Origin of the sequence: Achromobacter sp. UBA5777, from assembly GCF_002418565.1 — a bacterium.
Classification (GTDB): domain Bacteria; phylum Pseudomonadota; class Gammaproteobacteria; order Burkholderiales; family Burkholderiaceae_B; genus Achromobacter; species Achromobacter animicus.
The window spans coordinates 18,740-33,948 of the sequence record NZ_DIEJ01000155.1 but is presented as its reverse complement, the minus strand read 5'-3'; the positions used below and the strand labels follow the sequence as shown (position 1 = coordinate 33,948).

General features: G+C 67.7%; 15 protein-coding genes. 3 read left to right on the top strand and 12 right to left on the bottom strand.

The window, feature by feature from the left end:
• Positions 1-4: 4 nt before the first annotated feature.
• From B3446_RS12075 to B3446_RS12020, 12 genes are all read right to left on the bottom strand, one after another.
• Complete coding sequence (locus B3446_RS12075) at positions 5-853, bottom strand: alpha/beta fold hydrolase (RefSeq protein ID WP_291381267.1); 849 nt, start codon at positions 851-853, stop codon at positions 5-7.
• A complete protein-coding gene (locus B3446_RS12070) occupies positions 850-1,245 on the bottom strand; it encodes a hypothetical protein (protein WP_291381265.1) in 396 nt (131 codons plus the stop codon). Before B3446_RS12070 ends, B3446_RS12075 begins: the two co-directional genes overlap by 4 nt.
• Positions 1,246-1,428: 183 nt before the next feature.
• Positions 1,429-2,100 (bottom strand): 3-oxoacid CoA-transferase subunit B, encoded by a 672-nt coding sequence (locus tag B3446_RS12065; RefSeq protein ID WP_291381263.1) that lies wholly within the window; start codon positions 2,098-2,100, stop codon positions 1,429-1,431.
• Entirely contained in the window at positions 2,090-2,782 is a 693-nt protein-coding gene (locus B3446_RS12060; RefSeq protein WP_291381261.1) for a 3-oxoacid CoA-transferase subunit A, read from the bottom strand. The genes B3446_RS12065 and B3446_RS12060 overlap by 11 nt, the downstream gene beginning before the upstream one ends.
• 19 nt (positions 2,783-2,801) lie before the next feature.
• A complete protein-coding gene (locus B3446_RS12055) occupies positions 2,802-3,974 on the bottom strand; it encodes a thiolase (RefSeq protein WP_291381291.1) in 1,173 nt (390 codons plus the stop codon).
• Positions 3,974-4,372, bottom strand: coding sequence for a Zn-ribbon domain-containing OB-fold protein (locus B3446_RS12050; protein ID WP_291381260.1), 399 nt, complete (start codon positions 4,370-4,372; stop codon positions 3,974-3,976). The genes B3446_RS12055 and B3446_RS12050 overlap by 1 nt, the downstream gene beginning before the upstream one ends.
• Before the next feature lie 51 nt (positions 4,373-4,423).
• Positions 4,424-6,511, bottom strand: a complete 2,088-nt coding sequence (locus B3446_RS12045) for a 3-hydroxyacyl-CoA dehydrogenase NAD-binding domain-containing protein (protein ID WP_291381258.1) — start codon at positions 6,509-6,511, stop codon at positions 4,424-4,426.
• 7 nt (positions 6,512-6,518) lie between these two features.
• Complete coding sequence (locus B3446_RS12040; RefSeq protein WP_105237757.1) at positions 6,519-6,731, bottom strand: acetyl-CoA carboxylase biotin carboxyl carrier protein subunit; 213 nt, start codon at positions 6,729-6,731, stop codon at positions 6,519-6,521.
• Between the two features lie 56 nt (positions 6,732-6,787).
• Positions 6,788-8,146, bottom strand: coding sequence for an acetyl-CoA carboxylase biotin carboxylase subunit (locus B3446_RS12035; RefSeq protein WP_291381255.1), 1,359 nt, complete (start codon positions 8,144-8,146; stop codon positions 6,788-6,790).
• Positions 8,147-8,166: 20 nt separating this feature from the next.
• On the bottom strand, positions 8,167-9,654 hold the full coding sequence (locus B3446_RS12030) for an acyl-CoA carboxylase subunit beta (protein WP_409558279.1): 1,488 nt from the start codon (positions 9,652-9,654) through the stop codon (positions 8,167-8,169).
• 105 nt (positions 9,655-9,759) lie between these two features.
• Complete coding sequence (locus B3446_RS12025) at positions 9,760-10,740, bottom strand: Bug family tripartite tricarboxylate transporter substrate binding protein (RefSeq protein WP_291381251.1); 981 nt, start codon at positions 10,738-10,740, stop codon at positions 9,760-9,762.
• A 75-nt stretch (positions 10,741-10,815) separates the two neighbouring features.
• The gene (locus B3446_RS12020; protein WP_291381249.1) at positions 10,816-11,784 is read right to left on the bottom strand and encodes a Bug family tripartite tricarboxylate transporter substrate binding protein; all 969 of its coding nucleotides are present in this window, start codon (positions 11,782-11,784) and stop codon (positions 10,816-10,818) included.
• 173 nt (positions 11,785-11,957) lie between these two features.
• Between B3446_RS12020 and B3446_RS12015 the strand changes: the two genes are divergently transcribed.
• The 3 genes from B3446_RS12015 to B3446_RS12005 all read left to right on the top strand — a co-directional run bounded on the left by B3446_RS12015 (position 11,958) and on the right by B3446_RS12005 (position 15,117).
• Positions 11,958-13,412 carry an aldehyde dehydrogenase gene (locus B3446_RS12015; RefSeq protein WP_291381247.1) on the top strand — a complete coding sequence of 485 codons (1,455 nt, stop codon included), beginning with the start codon at positions 11,958-11,960 and terminating at the stop codon, positions 13,410-13,412.
• Between the two features lie 72 nt (positions 13,413-13,484).
• On the top strand, positions 13,485-14,381 hold the full coding sequence (locus B3446_RS12010; RefSeq protein ID WP_291381245.1) for an NAD(P)-dependent oxidoreductase: 897 nt from the start codon (positions 13,485-13,487) through the stop codon (positions 14,379-14,381).
• Positions 14,382-14,400: 19 nt separating this feature from the next.
• Positions 14,401-15,117 carry an IclR family transcriptional regulator gene (locus B3446_RS12005; protein ID WP_291381243.1) on the top strand — a complete coding sequence of 239 codons (717 nt, stop codon included), beginning with the start codon at positions 14,401-14,403 and terminating at the stop codon, positions 15,115-15,117.
• Positions 15,118-15,209 lie beyond the last annotated feature (92 nt).

Here is a 15,209-nt window from a genome sequence, read left to right as displayed (position 1 = left end):
TGCTCTATTGGCGGGCGATGGCGTCCAGCACCGGCAGCACGTAGCCGCGGAACTGCTCGGGGTTTTCGCTCATCGGGAAATGTCCCAATTCGCGCATGATGGTCAGCTGCGCGCCGGGGATGCTGGCGGCGGTGCGCAGGGTGTCTTCCGGCGTGCAGGAGAAGTCGTATTCGCCTGTCAGCAGGTAGAGCGGACACAGGTCGGTGCGGATGCCATCCAGGCGCCCGCGCAGGTCGCTGTCCACGCGGTAGAAGTGCAGGTCGCCGCGAAACACGCCGGGACCGCCCTGCATGTATTGCCACAGCGTTTCGTGGCGATGCACGGCGGGCGACTGGGGCGCGACCAGCCCGGACACCAGCGCCGCGCACACCTCGCCGCCATGCACGTCGCCGCGATGCAGCCATGACGTGTCGTACCAGGGCGCCTGGTGATCGGCGGCTTCGACGCCGATCAGCGCACGGAAATCACGGGAATGCAGATGCGCGAGCTGCAGCACGATGCGCCCGCCGATCGAGCAGCCGATGAGCGCCGGCCGGTCCAGCGCCAGCGCGCGGCAGAAGGCCATCACGGTCTCGACGTACAGGTCCGTGGAAAGCCGGTATTCCTCGTCCTGCCAGCCTTCGGGCGGATACGACTTGCCGTGCCACGGCAGGTCGAGCGCAATGACGCGATAGCGCGAGGTGATGTCCGGGTCGCACATGATGTGCCGGTACTGACGGCCATCGGCGCCGGCGGTGTGCAGGCACACCAGCGGTATGCCTTCGCCCGCTTCCTCGAAATAGACGCGGCAGCGCCGGCCGGCGATGTCGAACGACACATAGCGGCCGACGATGGGTTCCAGTGCCGCGCTCATGCCTGCTCCTCCCGCGCCGAGGCCAGCAGGTCCTTGACGAACTGCAGATGCGCCATCAACGGCTGGAGATTGCCGTCGATGCGCAATTCGCCGCGCTTGGCGAGCGCAAAGATGTCGTGCCAGCCGGCGTCCGGCACGGCCTGCCAGAAACGCGACCAGGCGGCTTCCGAGGCCTGCATGGCGACGTCGCACGAAGGCAGCGGGGCCGCGGGGACTTCGGCAGCCGTGACGCGTCCGTCTCGGATGCGCACGAGGACCGGATGGGCGCCGAACCGGACCAGCAGATCCATGTCGACCTGGCGCGGCCGCGAAAACGACAGCGCGCTGTCACGAAAACGCTGCGCAAGCTGCGCGCCGCCCGCGTTGCGCGCGGGCATGGCTTGGGTTTGCATTGTCTCTTCCCTTTTGACGCGTTCTTATATGCAGAACGCTTATTCTTTCTGTAAGAACATTCTAAGGATTGAAAACTGGCCGTGTCAACACGGGAAAATCAGGGGAATTGCTATATTGGCGGCGCTGCTGACCGCCGGCGCCGTTGTCTGCCGGCGCTGCCTGCCGACGCGGCGGACGGTCCGCTATCGCACCGAGAGCGTCTGCCAGCCGGGATCCAGCGCGAGCGGGCAGCCGGTGAGGGCCTGCAGTTCGCCGAACGTCAACCCCGCCACCATCGCCCTGACCTGCATGCCTGCTGGCGTCACGTCCAGGATGGCCAGGTCCGTATAGATGCGGTCCACGACCCCGGCGCCGGTCAGCGGGAAGGTGCATTCGCGCACGATCTTGGGCTGCCCATCCTTGGTGATGTGCTCCATCGCGATGTAGACCTGGCGCGCCCCGGCCACGAGATCCATGGCCCCGCCAACCGCCGGTATGGTGTCGGCCGCGCCCGTGTCCCAGTTGGCGAGGTCGCCTTTTTCCGACACCTGGAACGCGCCCAGCACCGTAAGGTCCAGATGGCCGCCGCGCATCATGGCGAACGACACCACGTGGTCCGTGATGGACGCGCCCGGCAACAGGGTCACTGCCTCCTTGCTGGCGTTGATGAGGTCCAGGTCCAGCGGCTCGCCGGGATCGCCTGGTCCCATCCCGACGATCCCGTTCTCGGTGTGCAGGATTACGTCCCGGCCCGGCGGCAGAAAGGCCGAGACCTGCGTCGGAATGCCGATGCCCAGATTGACGTAGGCGCCGTCCTCGATGTCCGACGCCACCAGGCGCGCAATATCGCGCCGGCTGAGTTTTTCATAGCCCATGACCCGCTCCCACTTGCACCACCCGTTTGACGAAGATGCCCGGCGTCATCACGTGTTCCGGCGGGATGCCGCCCAGGTCCACGATCTCGTCCACCTGCGCCACCGTCGTGGCGGCGGCCATGCACATGACCGGCGCGAAATTGCGGCCCGCGTAGCGGTACACCAGGTTGCCCCAACGATCCGCCGTGCGCGCCTTGACGAATGCATAGTCGCCCTTGAGCGGCGACTCCAGCACGTAGCCCACGCCGTCGATGACGCGCGTTTCCTTGCCCCGCGCGAGCGGAGTGCCGAAGGCCGTGGGCGTGAAGAATGGGCCCAGCCCAGCGCCCGCCGCGCGCATGCGTTCGGCCATCGTGCCCTGCGGCACGCATTCAAGCTCGACCTTGCCGGCCCGGTATGCATCCGCGAAGGCCGCGGCGTTCGGGTTCTTGCGGTCGGACGAGCGCGCGAACGAGCAGATCATCTTGCGCACCCGGCCCGCCTGCACCAGCTCGCTGAGCCCGCGCTCGCCGTTGCCCGCGTTGTTGTTGACGATGGTCAGCTCGCGCGCGCCCTGGTCCAGCAGCGCGCAGACTAGTTCGGTCGGCACGCCAGAGGCGCCGAAGCCGCCGATCAGGATCACCGCCCCGTCCTGCACGCCCGCCACCGCGGCCGCCAGGGAATCAACTGTCTTGTCCAGCATGGATCTTTCTCCTGCAATCTCAGTGCGTGGCCGGGCCGCCGAGAACGGCGGTGGACTGGCTGGACAGCGTGCCGCCGTTCCCGTGCACCAGCGCGATGTCGGCGCCTTGCACCTGCCGCTCGCCCGCCTGCGCCCGAAGCTGGCGCACGGCCTCTATCACCAGGAAGATGCCGTACATGCCGGGATGCACGCACGACAGTCCGCCGCCATTGGTGTTGACCGGCAACCGGCCGCCGGGCGCAATCGCCCCGCCCTGCACGAACGCTCCGCCCTCGCCCTTCTTGCAGAAGCCCAGGTCTTCCAGGAACAGCAGCGTGTTGATCGTGAAGGCGTCATACAGCTCGGCCACGTCCACGTCGGCCACCGTCAGGCCCGCCATCGCCAGCGCGCGCTTGCCCGACTCAGCAGCCGCGGTGACGGTCAGGTCCTCCATGGACGAAATCTGCCGGTTCCACACCGCAGTCGCGCTGCCCAGCACATAAACGGGGGGCTGCTTCAACTGGCGCGCGCGGTCCGCGCGGACCATCACGTAGGCGCCGCCGCCGTCGCTGACCAGGCAGCAGTCGCGCACGGTCAGGGGATCGGACACCGGACGGGACGCCAGCACGTCCGCGATCGACAGGGGGTCTCGCATCGCCGCCTCCGGGTTGAGCCGTGCCCAGGCTCGTGCCGCCACCGCCACTTCGGCAAGCTGCTCGCGCGTCGTGCCGTACTGGTGCATGTGCCGGGCGGCCGCCAGCGCGTAGGAGGTCATAGGCGACAGGGGCGAGTACGGGTACTCGAACGGCTGCGGGTCCAACAGCGTGCGCGCCTTGACGCCCTCCTTGCGGCCGAACACCGCCGTCTTCTGCGTGCTGCCGTAGCAGACCAGGACCGCATTGCACTGCCCCGACACCAGCGCCATCACCGACGGCAGCAGGTGCGAGACGAAGCTGGAGCCGCCCAGCATCGTGGCCTCGATGTAGCGCGGCTTGAGGCCCAGATACTCGGCGACCGGCATGCTCCACATCGTGGCCGACGAGCTGCACGTCGCCAGGCCGTCGATGTCGCGCATGGTCAGGCCCGCATCCGCGACCGCGCGTGCAGCGGCCTGCGCCAGCACTTCCATTTCAGTAAACCCGTGGGCTTCGCCCAGGCAAGCATGTCCCACCCCCGCGATGGCGACCTGTCCGCGCAACGATTCCAACGACATCATGCGACCTCCGCCGGAACGAACACCATCAGCGGCTGCCCCTCGCCGCGCAGCACGCGCGCCCGGACCGGCATGCCGATGCGCAGGCCCTCCGGCGCAACGCCGTCGATGCGGCTCATCATCCGCACACCCTCCTGCAGATCGACCAGCGCCACGTTGTAGTCGCCGCCCGCATCGGGCTTGCGCCGCACGATGCTGAACGAATAGACCGTGCCGGCGCCCGACGGCTCGATCCATGCCAGATCCTGCGCGCCGCAGTGCATGCACAGCACCCGCGGAAAGAACTGATGCGCGCCGCAGGCCCCGCAACGCTGGATCCGGAAGCGGCCCTCGGAGAGATTCGAAAAATACTGTTCCTGCGGCCCGCTTGGCGCGGCGCCCTCCATTTCCCTCTGCATTGCCCTGTCTCCTGATTCTTCTGCGGGACGCATCCACGGCGCCCCTGTTCATTACAAGTCCGCGAAGGTTTGACCCTGTGCGACCAGCCGTTCCAGCAAAGGCGCGGGACGCCAGAGTTCGCCGTGCGCCGCGTGAAACTGCCGGATCGTCGCCAGCACCTGCGCCAGCCCCTGCTGCTCGGCATAGAACAAGGGACCGCCCCGGTGCACCGGAAATCCGTAACCGTTCACGTAGATGACATCGATGTCCGATGCACGGCGCGCAATGCCCCCTTCCAGGATGCGCGCGCCTTCGTTGACCAGCGCATACATCGTGCGCTGCACGATCTCTTCGTCCGAAACAACACGTCGCGCAATGCCGTCTTCGCGAGCGCAGGTCTCGATCAGCGCCAGCACATCGGGGTCTTCCAGCGGCGTGCGGCTGCCGGCCTCGTAGCGGTAAAAGCCACTGCCCGTCTTCTGTCCGAAGCGGCCTTGCTCGCACAGGTGGTCGGCCACGCGCGAATAGCGCAGGTGCGCCTGCCGCGTGGGGGCCATGCGCTTGCGGAATGCCCAACTGATGTCCAGCCCCGCCATGTCGGCCATGCGCAGCGGTCCCATCGCCAGCCCGAAACGCTGCAGCGCGCCGTCCACTTGCGCCGGCGTCGCGCCCTCTTCGAGCAGGAAGTGAGCCTCGCGCGTGTACGGGCTGACCATGCGATTGCCGACGAACCCGTCGCACACGCCGACCAGCACCGGCAGCTTGCCCATCTTGCGCGCCAGCCGGAACACGGCGGCGACGACGTTGCCATCGGTTTCGCGGCCCTTCACCACCTCGAGCAGCCGCATGACGTTCGCGGGACTGAAGAAGTGCATGCCCAGCACCTGCGCGGAACGTCCCGTGAATGCGGCGATCTCGTCGATATCCAGCCGCGACGTGTTCGACGCCAGGATCGCGGAGGATTTGCAGACGCGGTCCAGCGCCTGAAAGATCTCGCGCTTGACGGCCATGTCCTCGAAGGCGGCCTCGATGACCAGATCTGCATCGCGCAGATCGTCCAGGTGCAGGCTGGTGCGGATGCGCGCCTGGCGCTCCTCGACCTGCGCGGCGCTCAGCTTGCCCTTGGCAGCAGAAGCGGCATAGTTCTTCGTGATCACATCCCACCCGCGCGCCAGCGCCTGCGAGTCGCGTTCGACCAGCACCACGTCCAGTCCCGCGTTGGCAAGACTCATGGCGATGCCGCCGCCCATCGTGCCCGCGCCCACTACGCCCACCGTATCGATCGGCGCCTGGGCGCGCCATTCGGGCGGCAACTTCACCGCGGCGCGCTCGGCAAAGAACAGATGCCGCTGCGCCTTGGACTGCGGTCCATTCACCAGTTCCAGAAAGCGTTCACGCTCGTACGCCAGCCCTTCATTCAGCGTTGAACGCGCGGCGTATTCCACGCAATCCACGCAGGCGAGCGGCGCCACGCAGCCTCGGAAGCGCCGCGCCGCTTCCTGGCGGGCGCGTTCGTAGACGCCGGGATCGGCGGGTGTTGCCACCGGCCGTGCACCCACGATGCGCGTGGCCAGCGGTGCGTCCGCGACAGCCAACGCGTAGGCCGACACCTGTTCGATCAGATCCCCCGCGAACACCCGGTCGACCAGTCCCCACGCCGCCGCCAGCTGGGCGTCGACCGGATCCCCGCCGCCGATCATGGACAGCGCCCGTTCAACGCCCACGAGTCGCGGCAGGCGCTGCGTGCCGCCCCCGCCCGGCAGCACGCCCAGCTTCACTTCGGGCAGCCCCAACGACGCGCCAGCCTGCGCCACGCGGTAGTGGCAGCCCAGTGCCAGCTCCAGCCCCCCGCCGAGCGCCGCGCCATGAATCGCCGCCACCACGGGCTTGGCCGCGCCCTCAATCTGCGCAATGAGCGACCGCAGCGTCGGCTCACGCGCCGGCAGCGGCGTGTTGAACTCGCGGATCTCCGCGCCGCAGCAGAAGAAATCGCCATCGCCCGCCAGCACCAGCGCGCGCACCGCCTCGTCGGCCAGCGCGGCGTCGATGGCTGCGTGCAACTCGGTGCGCAGCGCCGCGCTCAGGCTGTTGACCGGCGGATTGCGCAACGTCAGCAACGCGACGCGCCCCGCTTCCCTGCGTTCCGTATGGATCAGCATGACCGTGTCACTCCAGTTCGACCACGGCCTGGCCTTCGTCCACCTCGTCGCCCTCGTTGACAAGCACGCGCGCCACCACGCCCGCGCGCTCCGCTTCCACGGGGATTTCCATCTTCATCGATTCGACCTTGGCGACGCTATCGCCCGCCTCGACGCGCTGGCCGGGGCTGACGGTGACGGCGACCACACGGCCCACCACGGGGGTTTCCACTTTGAACATTGCCTGCTCCTGATCGTGATCGGTATGAATGTTTCGGTATGACAACTGCGAGGGATCTACGCGGCCTGCGACTGGGCCTCTTCAAGCATGCGTGCCACCAGCCCGGTGCTGACCTGCCCCGCGCGGAAAGCCGGGTCTTCCAGCACCCGGCGCACAAAAGGAATGTTGGTCTTGACGCCTTCGACGCGGAACTGCGCCAGCGCGGCCGCCAGCAGATCCAGCGCTGCTTCGCGCGTCGCGGCATGCGCGATCACCTTCGCCAGCATCGGGTCATAGTGGCTCGATACGCGGCAGCCCTCCGCGTAGCCGGTCTCGATGCGCACGCCGCGCATCTCGGGCGGCAGGAACACGCGCAGCGGGCCGGGCGATGGCAGAAAACGCACCGGGTCTTCGGCATACACGCGCGCCTCGATGGCGTGGCCACTGAGCGGCGGCACCACCGGCAGCACGTCCTGCATGCGCTCGCCGCCCGCCAGCCTGAGTTGCGCCGCCACCAGATCCACGCCGGTCACCGCTTCGGTCACGGCGTGCTCGACCTGCAGGCGGGTGTTTATTTCAAGAAACGAAAAGCCGGAATCTGGCGTGTACAGCATCTCCACCGTGCCGATCACGTCGTAGCCCATCCCCGCCAGCATGGTCTCCAGCCGCGCGCCCATCGCCTCGACCGCCGCACGCGGCAGCGCAGGCGCCGGCGCTTCCTCCAGCACCTTCTGGTGGCGGCGCTGCGTGGAGCAGTCGCGTTCGTACAGGCAGCGCACCTGCCCGTGGCGGTCGGCCAGGAACTGGAACTCGACGTGGCGCGGGTCGCGCAGCAGCTTTTCCAGGTACAGCTCAGAGCCGCCGAAACTGCGTTCGGCGATCTGCCGCGCGCGCGTCCATTGCGCTTCGGCATCTTGCGGCCCCTCCAGCGCCAGCATCCCGATGCCGCCACCGCCCGACGCCGGCTTGATCAGCACCGGGTACCCGAGGTCCTCGGCGGCGCGGCGCAGCGCCGCAAGGTCGTCGCCCAGCACGGCGCTGCTCGGCGCCATCGGCATGCCCAGCGCCCGCATGGCGTCGCGCGCCTGGGTCTTGTGTCCCAGCATCCGGATCCAGCGCGGCGACGGGCCGACGAAGATCAGGCCAGCCTGCTCCACGGCGTCGGCAAACGCCGCGTTCTCGGACAGGAAGCCATAACCGGGGTGCAGCGCATCCGCACCGCATTCACGCGCCACGCGCAGCAGCGTTTCCTGGTTCAGGTAGCTCTGCGTGGCGGGCGATGCGCCGATCGGGACGGTCAGGTCCGCTTCGGACAGATAAGGCAAATCACGGTCGGCCTCGGAATAGACGGCGACCGATTCGATGCCCAGGGCGCGCAAGGCGCGGATGACGCGCCGGGCGACGGCGCCCCGATTGGCCACGATGACTCGTTTCATGTTGGGCTCCTGGCGCGGCGTCACGGTCGGTAACCGAAGGCGCGCGGGCCGGGTTCGCGCAGCGGCGCCACCAGCTCCACAAATTCCTCCAGCGCCTGACGGGTGGCGGCGGGATCGATGATGTCTTCCACGACGAAGGCTTCGGCGCTGCGGAAGGGCGAGGTCAGGCTGCGGACGCGCGCTTCGATCTCGCGCATCTTGGCCTGCGGGTCCTCGGCGGCCTCGATCTCGGCCTTGTAGGCAACCTCCAGTCCGCCTTCCACCGGCAGGGAACCCCACTGCGCCGACGGCCATGCGTAGCGGAAGTTGAAGCGGCCCGCGCTCTGGTGCCCGCCCGCCGCCACGCCAAACGCCTTGCGCACGATGATTGAGCACCACGGCACCGTGGATTGCGCGACGGCCGTCAGCGCACGCACGCCGTAGCGCATGGCGCCGGCCTTCTCGGCGTTCAGCCCGATCTGGAACCCGGGCACGTCGACCAGGTTGACGACGGGCAGATGGAACGTTTCGGCCAGGTCCAGCAAGCGGGTGAATTTTTCGGCGGCCGGGCCGTCCCATCCGCCACCGTAGTGATAGGGGTCACTGCCAAACACCGCCACCGGCCAGCCATCGATGCGGCCCAGTCCGGTGATGACGGCGCGGCCCCAGCGTTTGCCGATCTCCATGAACGACCCCTCGTCGACCAGCGCCTCAAGGATCGGCCGCATCTTGTACACGGCTCGCGTGTCGGCCGGAATGGCGTCCCGCAGCCAGTCCTGAGCGCCCGCACGGCCAGGCTCGGCCGCGCGCGGCGGCAGCTCGTGCACCGAACGCGGCAGGTACGAAAGAAAGCGGCGCACCCGTGCGAAGGCGTCTTCTTCGGATTCCGCCTCGTCGTCCACCACGCCGTTGCGGGTATGGATGTCGCTGCCGCCCAGCTCGTTCTTGTCCAGGTTCTGGCCGATGCGGGCGACCACGGGCGGACCCGCGATGAAGAGCTGCGATGTGTCGCGCACCATGACCGAGTAGTGGCTGGCCGCCACGCGCGCCGCGCCCAGGCCGGCCACCGATCCCAGCGCCAGCGACGCGACGGGCACTGTCGCTAGGTTCTGCGCCATCAGCGGCCACATGCGCAGTTTGGGCAGCAGCGTGTGGCCCTTGATCTCGATGTTTCGCACCGAGCCGCCGCCGCCCGTGCCGTCAACCAGCCGGATGAGCGGCACGCGCAGGTCCTGCGCCATGCGCTCGGATTCCACCAGCTTGTCGCCGACCGCCCCGTCGTTGGCGCCACCGCGCACGGTGAAGTCGTCGGCCGCGACAACGACAGGCCTGCCCTGCACCTTGGCGCGCCCGATCAGCAGGTTCGATGGCGTGAAGTCCGTCAGGCGCCCCTGCGCGTCATAGTCGCCGCTGCCCGCCAGCGCCCCCACTTCCCGGAATGACGCCGGGTCGACCATTTTGTCGATCCGCTCGCGCACCGGCAGTTTGCCGTTCTCGCGGTGCCGGCGCACCTTCGCCTCGCCCCCCATGCGCGCCGCCAGTTCCTTGCGCAGCGCCAATTCCTGCAGTTCTTTTTCCCAGGACACCTTGTGCTCCTTCCTGCCAGTTGCCCGCACGGCCACCGCCGCCGCGGTTCAGTCGATCTTGATGTTTGCGCGCTTGATGAGCGTCTCGTTCTGCTTGAGTTCGTCGGCGATCTTTTGCCGGAACTCCTTGGGCGATTGCGTCGAGGGATTGCCTTGCGCCGCAAGCCGCGCGCGCACCGCGGGATCCTTGGCCGCTGCGGCGATCTCGCGGTTAAGGCGGTCCACGATGGCGGGCGGCGTGCCCGCCGGCGCAAACACGCCCACCCAGAACGAGATGTCGAAGTCCGGGTAGCCCAGCTCGGCCACGGCGGGCACATCCGGCAGGTCGTGCCAGCGCTGCGCGGTGGATACGGCCAACGCCTTCAGCTTGCCCGCCTTGATGAGCGGCACGCCGGACAGCGTGTCAAAGCCGAAATCGACTTCCTTGGAGAGCAGCCCCGCCTCCATCGGCGCGGCCCCGCGGTACGGCACGTGCAGCATCTGCACGTCCGACATCGTGGCCAGCTGCGCGCCGGCCAGGTGCATCAGGTTGCCGTTGCCGGCCGACCCGTAGCTGACCGTGTTGGGATTGCGGCGCGCCAGGTCGACCAGCGACTTGACGTCCTTCACGCCGGCCACGCGCGGATTCTCGGCGTTGATGGTCAGGATGAAAGGCACGGACACCACGGTCGTCACCGGCTCGAAGTCCTTCAGCGGGTGGTACTGCAGATCCTTGTAGAGCAAGGGATTGACGGTGATCGAGCTGGAATTGCTGACCAGGATCGTGTAGCCGTCGGGCTTGGACTGCGCCACCATGCGGGCGGCGATCATGCCGTTCGCGCCCGTCCGGTTTTCGACCACGAACGTCTGGCCCATACGGGTGGCGAGCGCGTCGCCGACGATGCGCGCCACGATGTCGATCGTGCTGCCGGGGCTGAAGCCCACGACGAACTTGACCGGGGCGTTGGGATAGTCGACCGCGCTTGCCACTGCCGGCACTGCGGCGCACCAGGCGAACGCGCCTGCTGCCAGCCATTTTGCAACTGTCATGATGTGTCTCCTCCGTGATTGCATGGATCCGCGCCGGGCGCTGCGTTGGCGCGCGGCTGCGGACTGCGTTGGTGTCTACTGCGCTGCGACGGCGCCGGAAGCCTTGACGGCCTGGCCCCACTTCTCCTCTTCCTGCTGCATGAAGGCGGCGAACGCCTTGGGCGTGCTGTTGACGACTTCGCCGCCCAGCCCTTCGATGCGGGTCTGCATTTCGGGCGTCGCGACGATCTTCGACACGTCTTCATAGATGCGCTGCGCCTGTTCCTGCGGCATGGAGGCGGGCGCCAGGATGCCGAACCAGGTCGCGGCCTCGAAGCCGGGCATGCCCGCCTCGGCGAACGTCGGCACGTCGCGCAACGCCTGCACCCGCTTGCCGTTGGCGACAGCCAGCGCACGCAGCTTGCCGGACTCGATCAGCGGCAGCGCCGATGTGATGGTGGCGAGCATCATCTGCACCTGCCCGCCCGCCAGGTCCGTGAAGGCCGGCGCGTCGCCCCGGTACGGCACGTGCGTGATGGTCGATTTCGTGGCGATCTTGAAGAGCTCGCCGCTCAGGTGCTGTGCCGTGCCGTTGCCCGGCGAGGCAAAGTTCACCGAGCCGCCGTTCTGCTTCAGGTACGTCAGGAATTCCGGCAGCGTCTTTGCCGGGATGGCGGGGTTGACCACCAGCACCAGCGGCACCTTGGTCACCAGCGTGATCGGCGCGAAGTCCTTGACGGGGTCGTAGCTGAGCTTGCTGTAGAGGTGGCCGCTGATCGTATGCGCCGATGTCGTCATGAACAGCGTGTAGCCGTCGCCGCGCGCGCGGGCCACGGAACTTGCGCCGATCGTGGTGCCGGCGCCGGCGCGATTTTCAACGATGACCGATTGTCCCCACGACTGCGTGAGCCGTTCGGCCACGGCGCGCGCGACCACGTCGGTGGCGCCGCCGGCCGGATACGGCACGACCATTGACACGGGTTTCGAAGGGTAGGTATCGGCGTGCGCCGCCGCCGTGAACAGCGTCGCGGCACAGGCCAGCGCACGCAGCCAATTGCGTTGCATGGGTAGGTCTCCTCTTGTCATCGATTGAAAGTTTGGTTTATTCTTGTCGTTCCATTGTGCAGAACGCTTATTCTATTTTATATTTTTTCAAACCCGGGCTGTCAACGAATAAATGCGCGCCGGCCGCTTGCCGCCGGCGCGAAACAGAGCCATCAAGAGAGGAACGACACTTCATGTCCGAATCATCGGAAACCCTTAAACCCATGCTGATCGGCGGCGAATGGATCGCGCAGGACGCCGCCGCCTTCGAATCCATCAACCCCGCCACCGGCGCCCGCAACTACCGGATCAGCGCGGCGTCGGATACGCAGGTCGACCAGGCGGTTCAAGCCGCCTGGCACGCACAGCGTCAACCGGCATGGCGCGACATGCTGTCGCACCAGCGCGCCGCGATCCTGCGCCGCATCGCCGACGGCATGGACCAGAACGCGCCGCTGCTTGCGCAGTTGCAGATGATCGAGAACGGCAAGGTGTGGGCCGAGTGCAAGGCGCAGGTCTCCAGCGCGGCGGCCACGTTCCGCTACTACGCCGGCGTGTGCGAAACGCTGGGCGCAGAGGTCACGCCCGCACGCGGCAACTATCTGTCCATGACGCACTACGACCCCTACGGCGTGGTCGTGGCGATCACGCCGTGGAACTCGCCGCTCACGATGGAAGCGCAGAAGGTGGCGCCCGCGCTGGCCGCGGGCAACGCCGTGATCCTCAAGCCTTCCGAGGTCACCTCGTCGCCGGCGCTGGCGCTGGGCCGCATTGCCCTCGAGGCCGGCCTGCCGCCGGGCATCCTGAATGTGGTGACCGGCCTGGGCGCCACCGTGGGGCGGCGTCTGGTCGAGCACCCCGGCGTGCGCATGGTGTCGTTCACGGGCGGCACCGGCAGCGGCCGCGCCATCGCGCATGCCGCCGCGGAAAAGCTGATGCCCGTGGCGCTGGAACTGGGCGGCAAGTCACCGCACATCGTGTTTGAAGACGCCGACCAGGACGCCGCGATCGACGGCGTCATCGGCGGCATCTTCGAAGGCAGTGGCCAGTCCTGCGTGGCCGGATCCCGGCTGTACGTGCAGCGCAGCATCGCCCAGGCCTTCATCGAGAAGCTCGTGGCGCGCGCCAGCCGCCTGAAGGTCGACCTGCCCGACGCCGACGGCGCGCAGATGGGCCCGATCGCGTCCTTCGGTCATCGCGAGAAGATCGAAGGCATGGTCGATGGCGCACGCCGCGACGGCGCAGAAGTGCTGCTGGGCGGCGCGCGTCCAGAGGGCAAGGCGCTGGAGACTGGCGCGTTCTACCGCCCCACCATCCTCGGCGGCCTGTCGCGGGACGCGCACGTCGTGCGCGAAGAGATCTTCGGACCGGTGCTGTGCGCGCTGGTGTTCGATGACGAAGACGATCTGATCGATCAGGCCAACGACAGCGCCTATGGCCTGGCCTCCGGCGTCTGGACGGCGGACTACCGGCGCGCCTGGCGCGTGGCCCGGCGCCTGGAGGCGGGCAGCGTCTGGATCAACACGTACAAGCAGCTCTCCATTTCCACGCCCTTCGGCGGCTTCAAGCAAAGCGGCATCGGGCGCGAAAAGGGCGTGAGCGGACTGCGCCTGTATCAGCAATCCAAGGGAATCTATTTCGGCATGTAGGCCGCCCCTTACCCCAATATCATCCGGGGCCGCCGGCGCGGCCCCTCCAACACTTCATCGGAGACTATCCTCATGCCTGAATTTCAACGAGCCGGCTTCATCGGCCTGGGCGTCATGGGCGAACCCATCTGCCGCAATCTGGCCGTCAAGGGCGGCGTGCCCGTGCTGGGCTGCGACAACGATCCCGCCCCCCTGCAACGGCTGGCCGCACACAGCGTCGCCGCGGCGACCGCCCAGCAGATCATGCGCGAATGCGACGTGGTGTTCCTGTCGCTGCCGTCCGGCGAAGTCGTGGCGCAGCTTGCCCGCGGCGCCGATGGCCTGCTGGCGAACGCGCGCAGCGGCCAGTTGATCGTGGACCTGAGCACCTCGCCCGTCGACGTGACGCGCGAACTGGCCGGGGAATTTGCGGCCAAAGGCGCGGTTTTCATCGATGCGCCCGTCGCCCGCACGCGCGCCGCGGCCGAAGCCGGCACGCTGTCGGTCATGATCGGCGGCGATGAAGGCGTGTTCGCGCGCGTCAAACCGCTGGTCTCCACGTTTGCCAACGAAATCACGCATTGCGGCCCGGTGGGCAGCGGCCAGGTCGTCAAGATTCTGAACAACATGGTGCTCTTCGAAACGGTGGTGGCGCTCTCCGAAGCCCGCGCCATCGCACGCCGTTCGGGGGTCGATCCGCGCGTCCTGCTGGAGACCTTCACACGCGGTTCGGCGGACAGCTTCGCGTTGCGCAACCACGGCTTAAAGGCTATTCTGCCCGCAGACTTTCCCGAAAAAGCCTTCCCTGTGGACTACGCCCGCAAAGACCTGCGCTACGCGCTGGCGCTGGCAGAACAGACCGGCGTACAGGCGCTGGGAGCCCGCAACGTGGATCACTGGTTCGACGCGGCGCTCGCCCAGGGGCACGGCAACCGCTATTTCCCCGTCATCAGCCGGGTGATCGATCCGGACTCGGGAACCACCGCGTAATCACCCCCCTATCATTCCAATGAGTCGTACCCCTACTCAGGATAATTCCACCGACGGCGTCGCCGCCGTCGAACGCGCCCTGACCATCGTCGGGGCCGTCGCGCAACGCACCGATCCCATCACGCTTGCCGATCTTTCCCGGGCCACGGGGTTTTACAAGAGCACACTCTTGCGGCTTATCGCTTCACTCGAAAAGGCGGCCCTCGTGGTGCGCCGCGCCGACGGGCGCTATGCGCTGGGACCGTATGCCCACCACCTCGGACGGGCCTACGAGGCCACCTACCGCCTGACCGAAACCATCCTGCCGCTGCTGGAAGGCCTGGTCGACAAGGGCACCGAAAGTGCGTCCTTTCACGTCTATCACGACGCGCAGTCGCGCGTGTGCCTGTTGCGCGTCGACTCGCATCATTCCACGCTGGACCGCATCCGCGTCGGCGACCTGCTGCCGCTGGACAAGGGCGCGGCCGGCAAGCTGCTCACCGCCTATCTGGTTGAAGGACAGCCGCCGTCGCAGGCCGGGCTGATGCTCACCTCGATGGGCGAACGCGACCCCAATTGCGCGGCGGTCGCCAGCCCGGTCTTCGGACCGGACGGCGACATCTGCGGCGCGATCTCGTTGTCGGGTCCCAAAGAGCGCTACTCGCCCGCCGCGGTCAAGAAGATGGGCAAGCTCGTGCAGGACGCCGCGGCCGAAGCCACGCGCGCGTTGGGCGGACGATGGCCGTCGGGCAAGTGACGGCGGACAAACAGCGACAGCCAGATGGCGGCAACCGCCTAACGGCAGACCAGTCACGGAAGACACGCGCGTAAAAAAAACGCCGGCGCCTC

Coding starts and splice junctions, on each gene's coding strand:
- B3446_RS12075 (WP_291381267.1), bottom strand. CDS start 853: ATGAGCGCGGCACTGGAACCCATCGTCGGCCGCTATGTGTCGTTCGAC.
- B3446_RS12070 (WP_291381265.1), bottom strand. CDS start 1,245: ATGCAAACCCAAGCCATGCCCGCGCGCAACGCGGGCGGCGCGCAGCTT.
- B3446_RS12065 (WP_291381263.1), bottom strand. CDS start 2,100: ATGGGCTATGAAAAACTCAGCCGGCGCGATATTGCGCGCCTGGTGGCG.
- B3446_RS12060 (WP_291381261.1), bottom strand. CDS start 2,782: ATGCTGGACAAGACAGTTGATTCCCTGGCGGCCGCGGTGGCGGGCGTG.
- B3446_RS12055 (WP_291381291.1), bottom strand. CDS start 3,974: ATGTCGTTGGAATCGTTGCGCGGACAGGTCGCCATCGCGGGGGTGGGA.
- B3446_RS12050 (WP_291381260.1), bottom strand. CDS start 4,372: ATGCAGAGGGAAATGGAGGGCGCCGCGCCAAGCGGGCCGCAGGAACAG.
- B3446_RS12045 (WP_291381258.1), bottom strand. CDS start 6,511: ATGCTGATCCATACGGAACGCAGGGAAGCGGGGCGCGTCGCGTTGCTG.
- B3446_RS12040 (WP_105237757.1), bottom strand. CDS start 6,731: ATGTTCAAAGTGGAAACCCCCGTGGTGGGCCGTGTGGTCGCCGTCACC.
- B3446_RS12035 (WP_291381255.1), bottom strand. CDS start 8,146: ATGAAACGAGTCATCGTGGCCAATCGGGGCGCCGTCGCCCGGCGCGTC.
- B3446_RS12030 (WP_409558279.1), bottom strand. CDS start 9,654: ATGGGGGGCGAGGCGAAGGTGCGCCGGCACCGCGAGAACGGCAAACTG.
- B3446_RS12025 (WP_291381251.1), bottom strand. CDS start 10,740: ATGACAGTTGCAAAATGGCTGGCAGCAGGCGCGTTCGCCTGGTGCGCC.
- B3446_RS12020 (WP_291381249.1), bottom strand. CDS start 11,784: ATGCAACGCAATTGGCTGCGTGCGCTGGCCTGTGCCGCGACGCTGTTC.
- B3446_RS12015 (WP_291381247.1), top strand. CDS start 11,958: ATGTCCGAATCATCGGAAACCCTTAAACCCATGCTGATCGGCGGCGAA.
- B3446_RS12010 (WP_291381245.1), top strand. CDS start 13,485: ATGCCTGAATTTCAACGAGCCGGCTTCATCGGCCTGGGCGTCATGGGC.
- B3446_RS12005 (WP_291381243.1), top strand. CDS start 14,401: ATGAGTCGTACCCCTACTCAGGATAATTCCACCGACGGCGTCGCCGCC.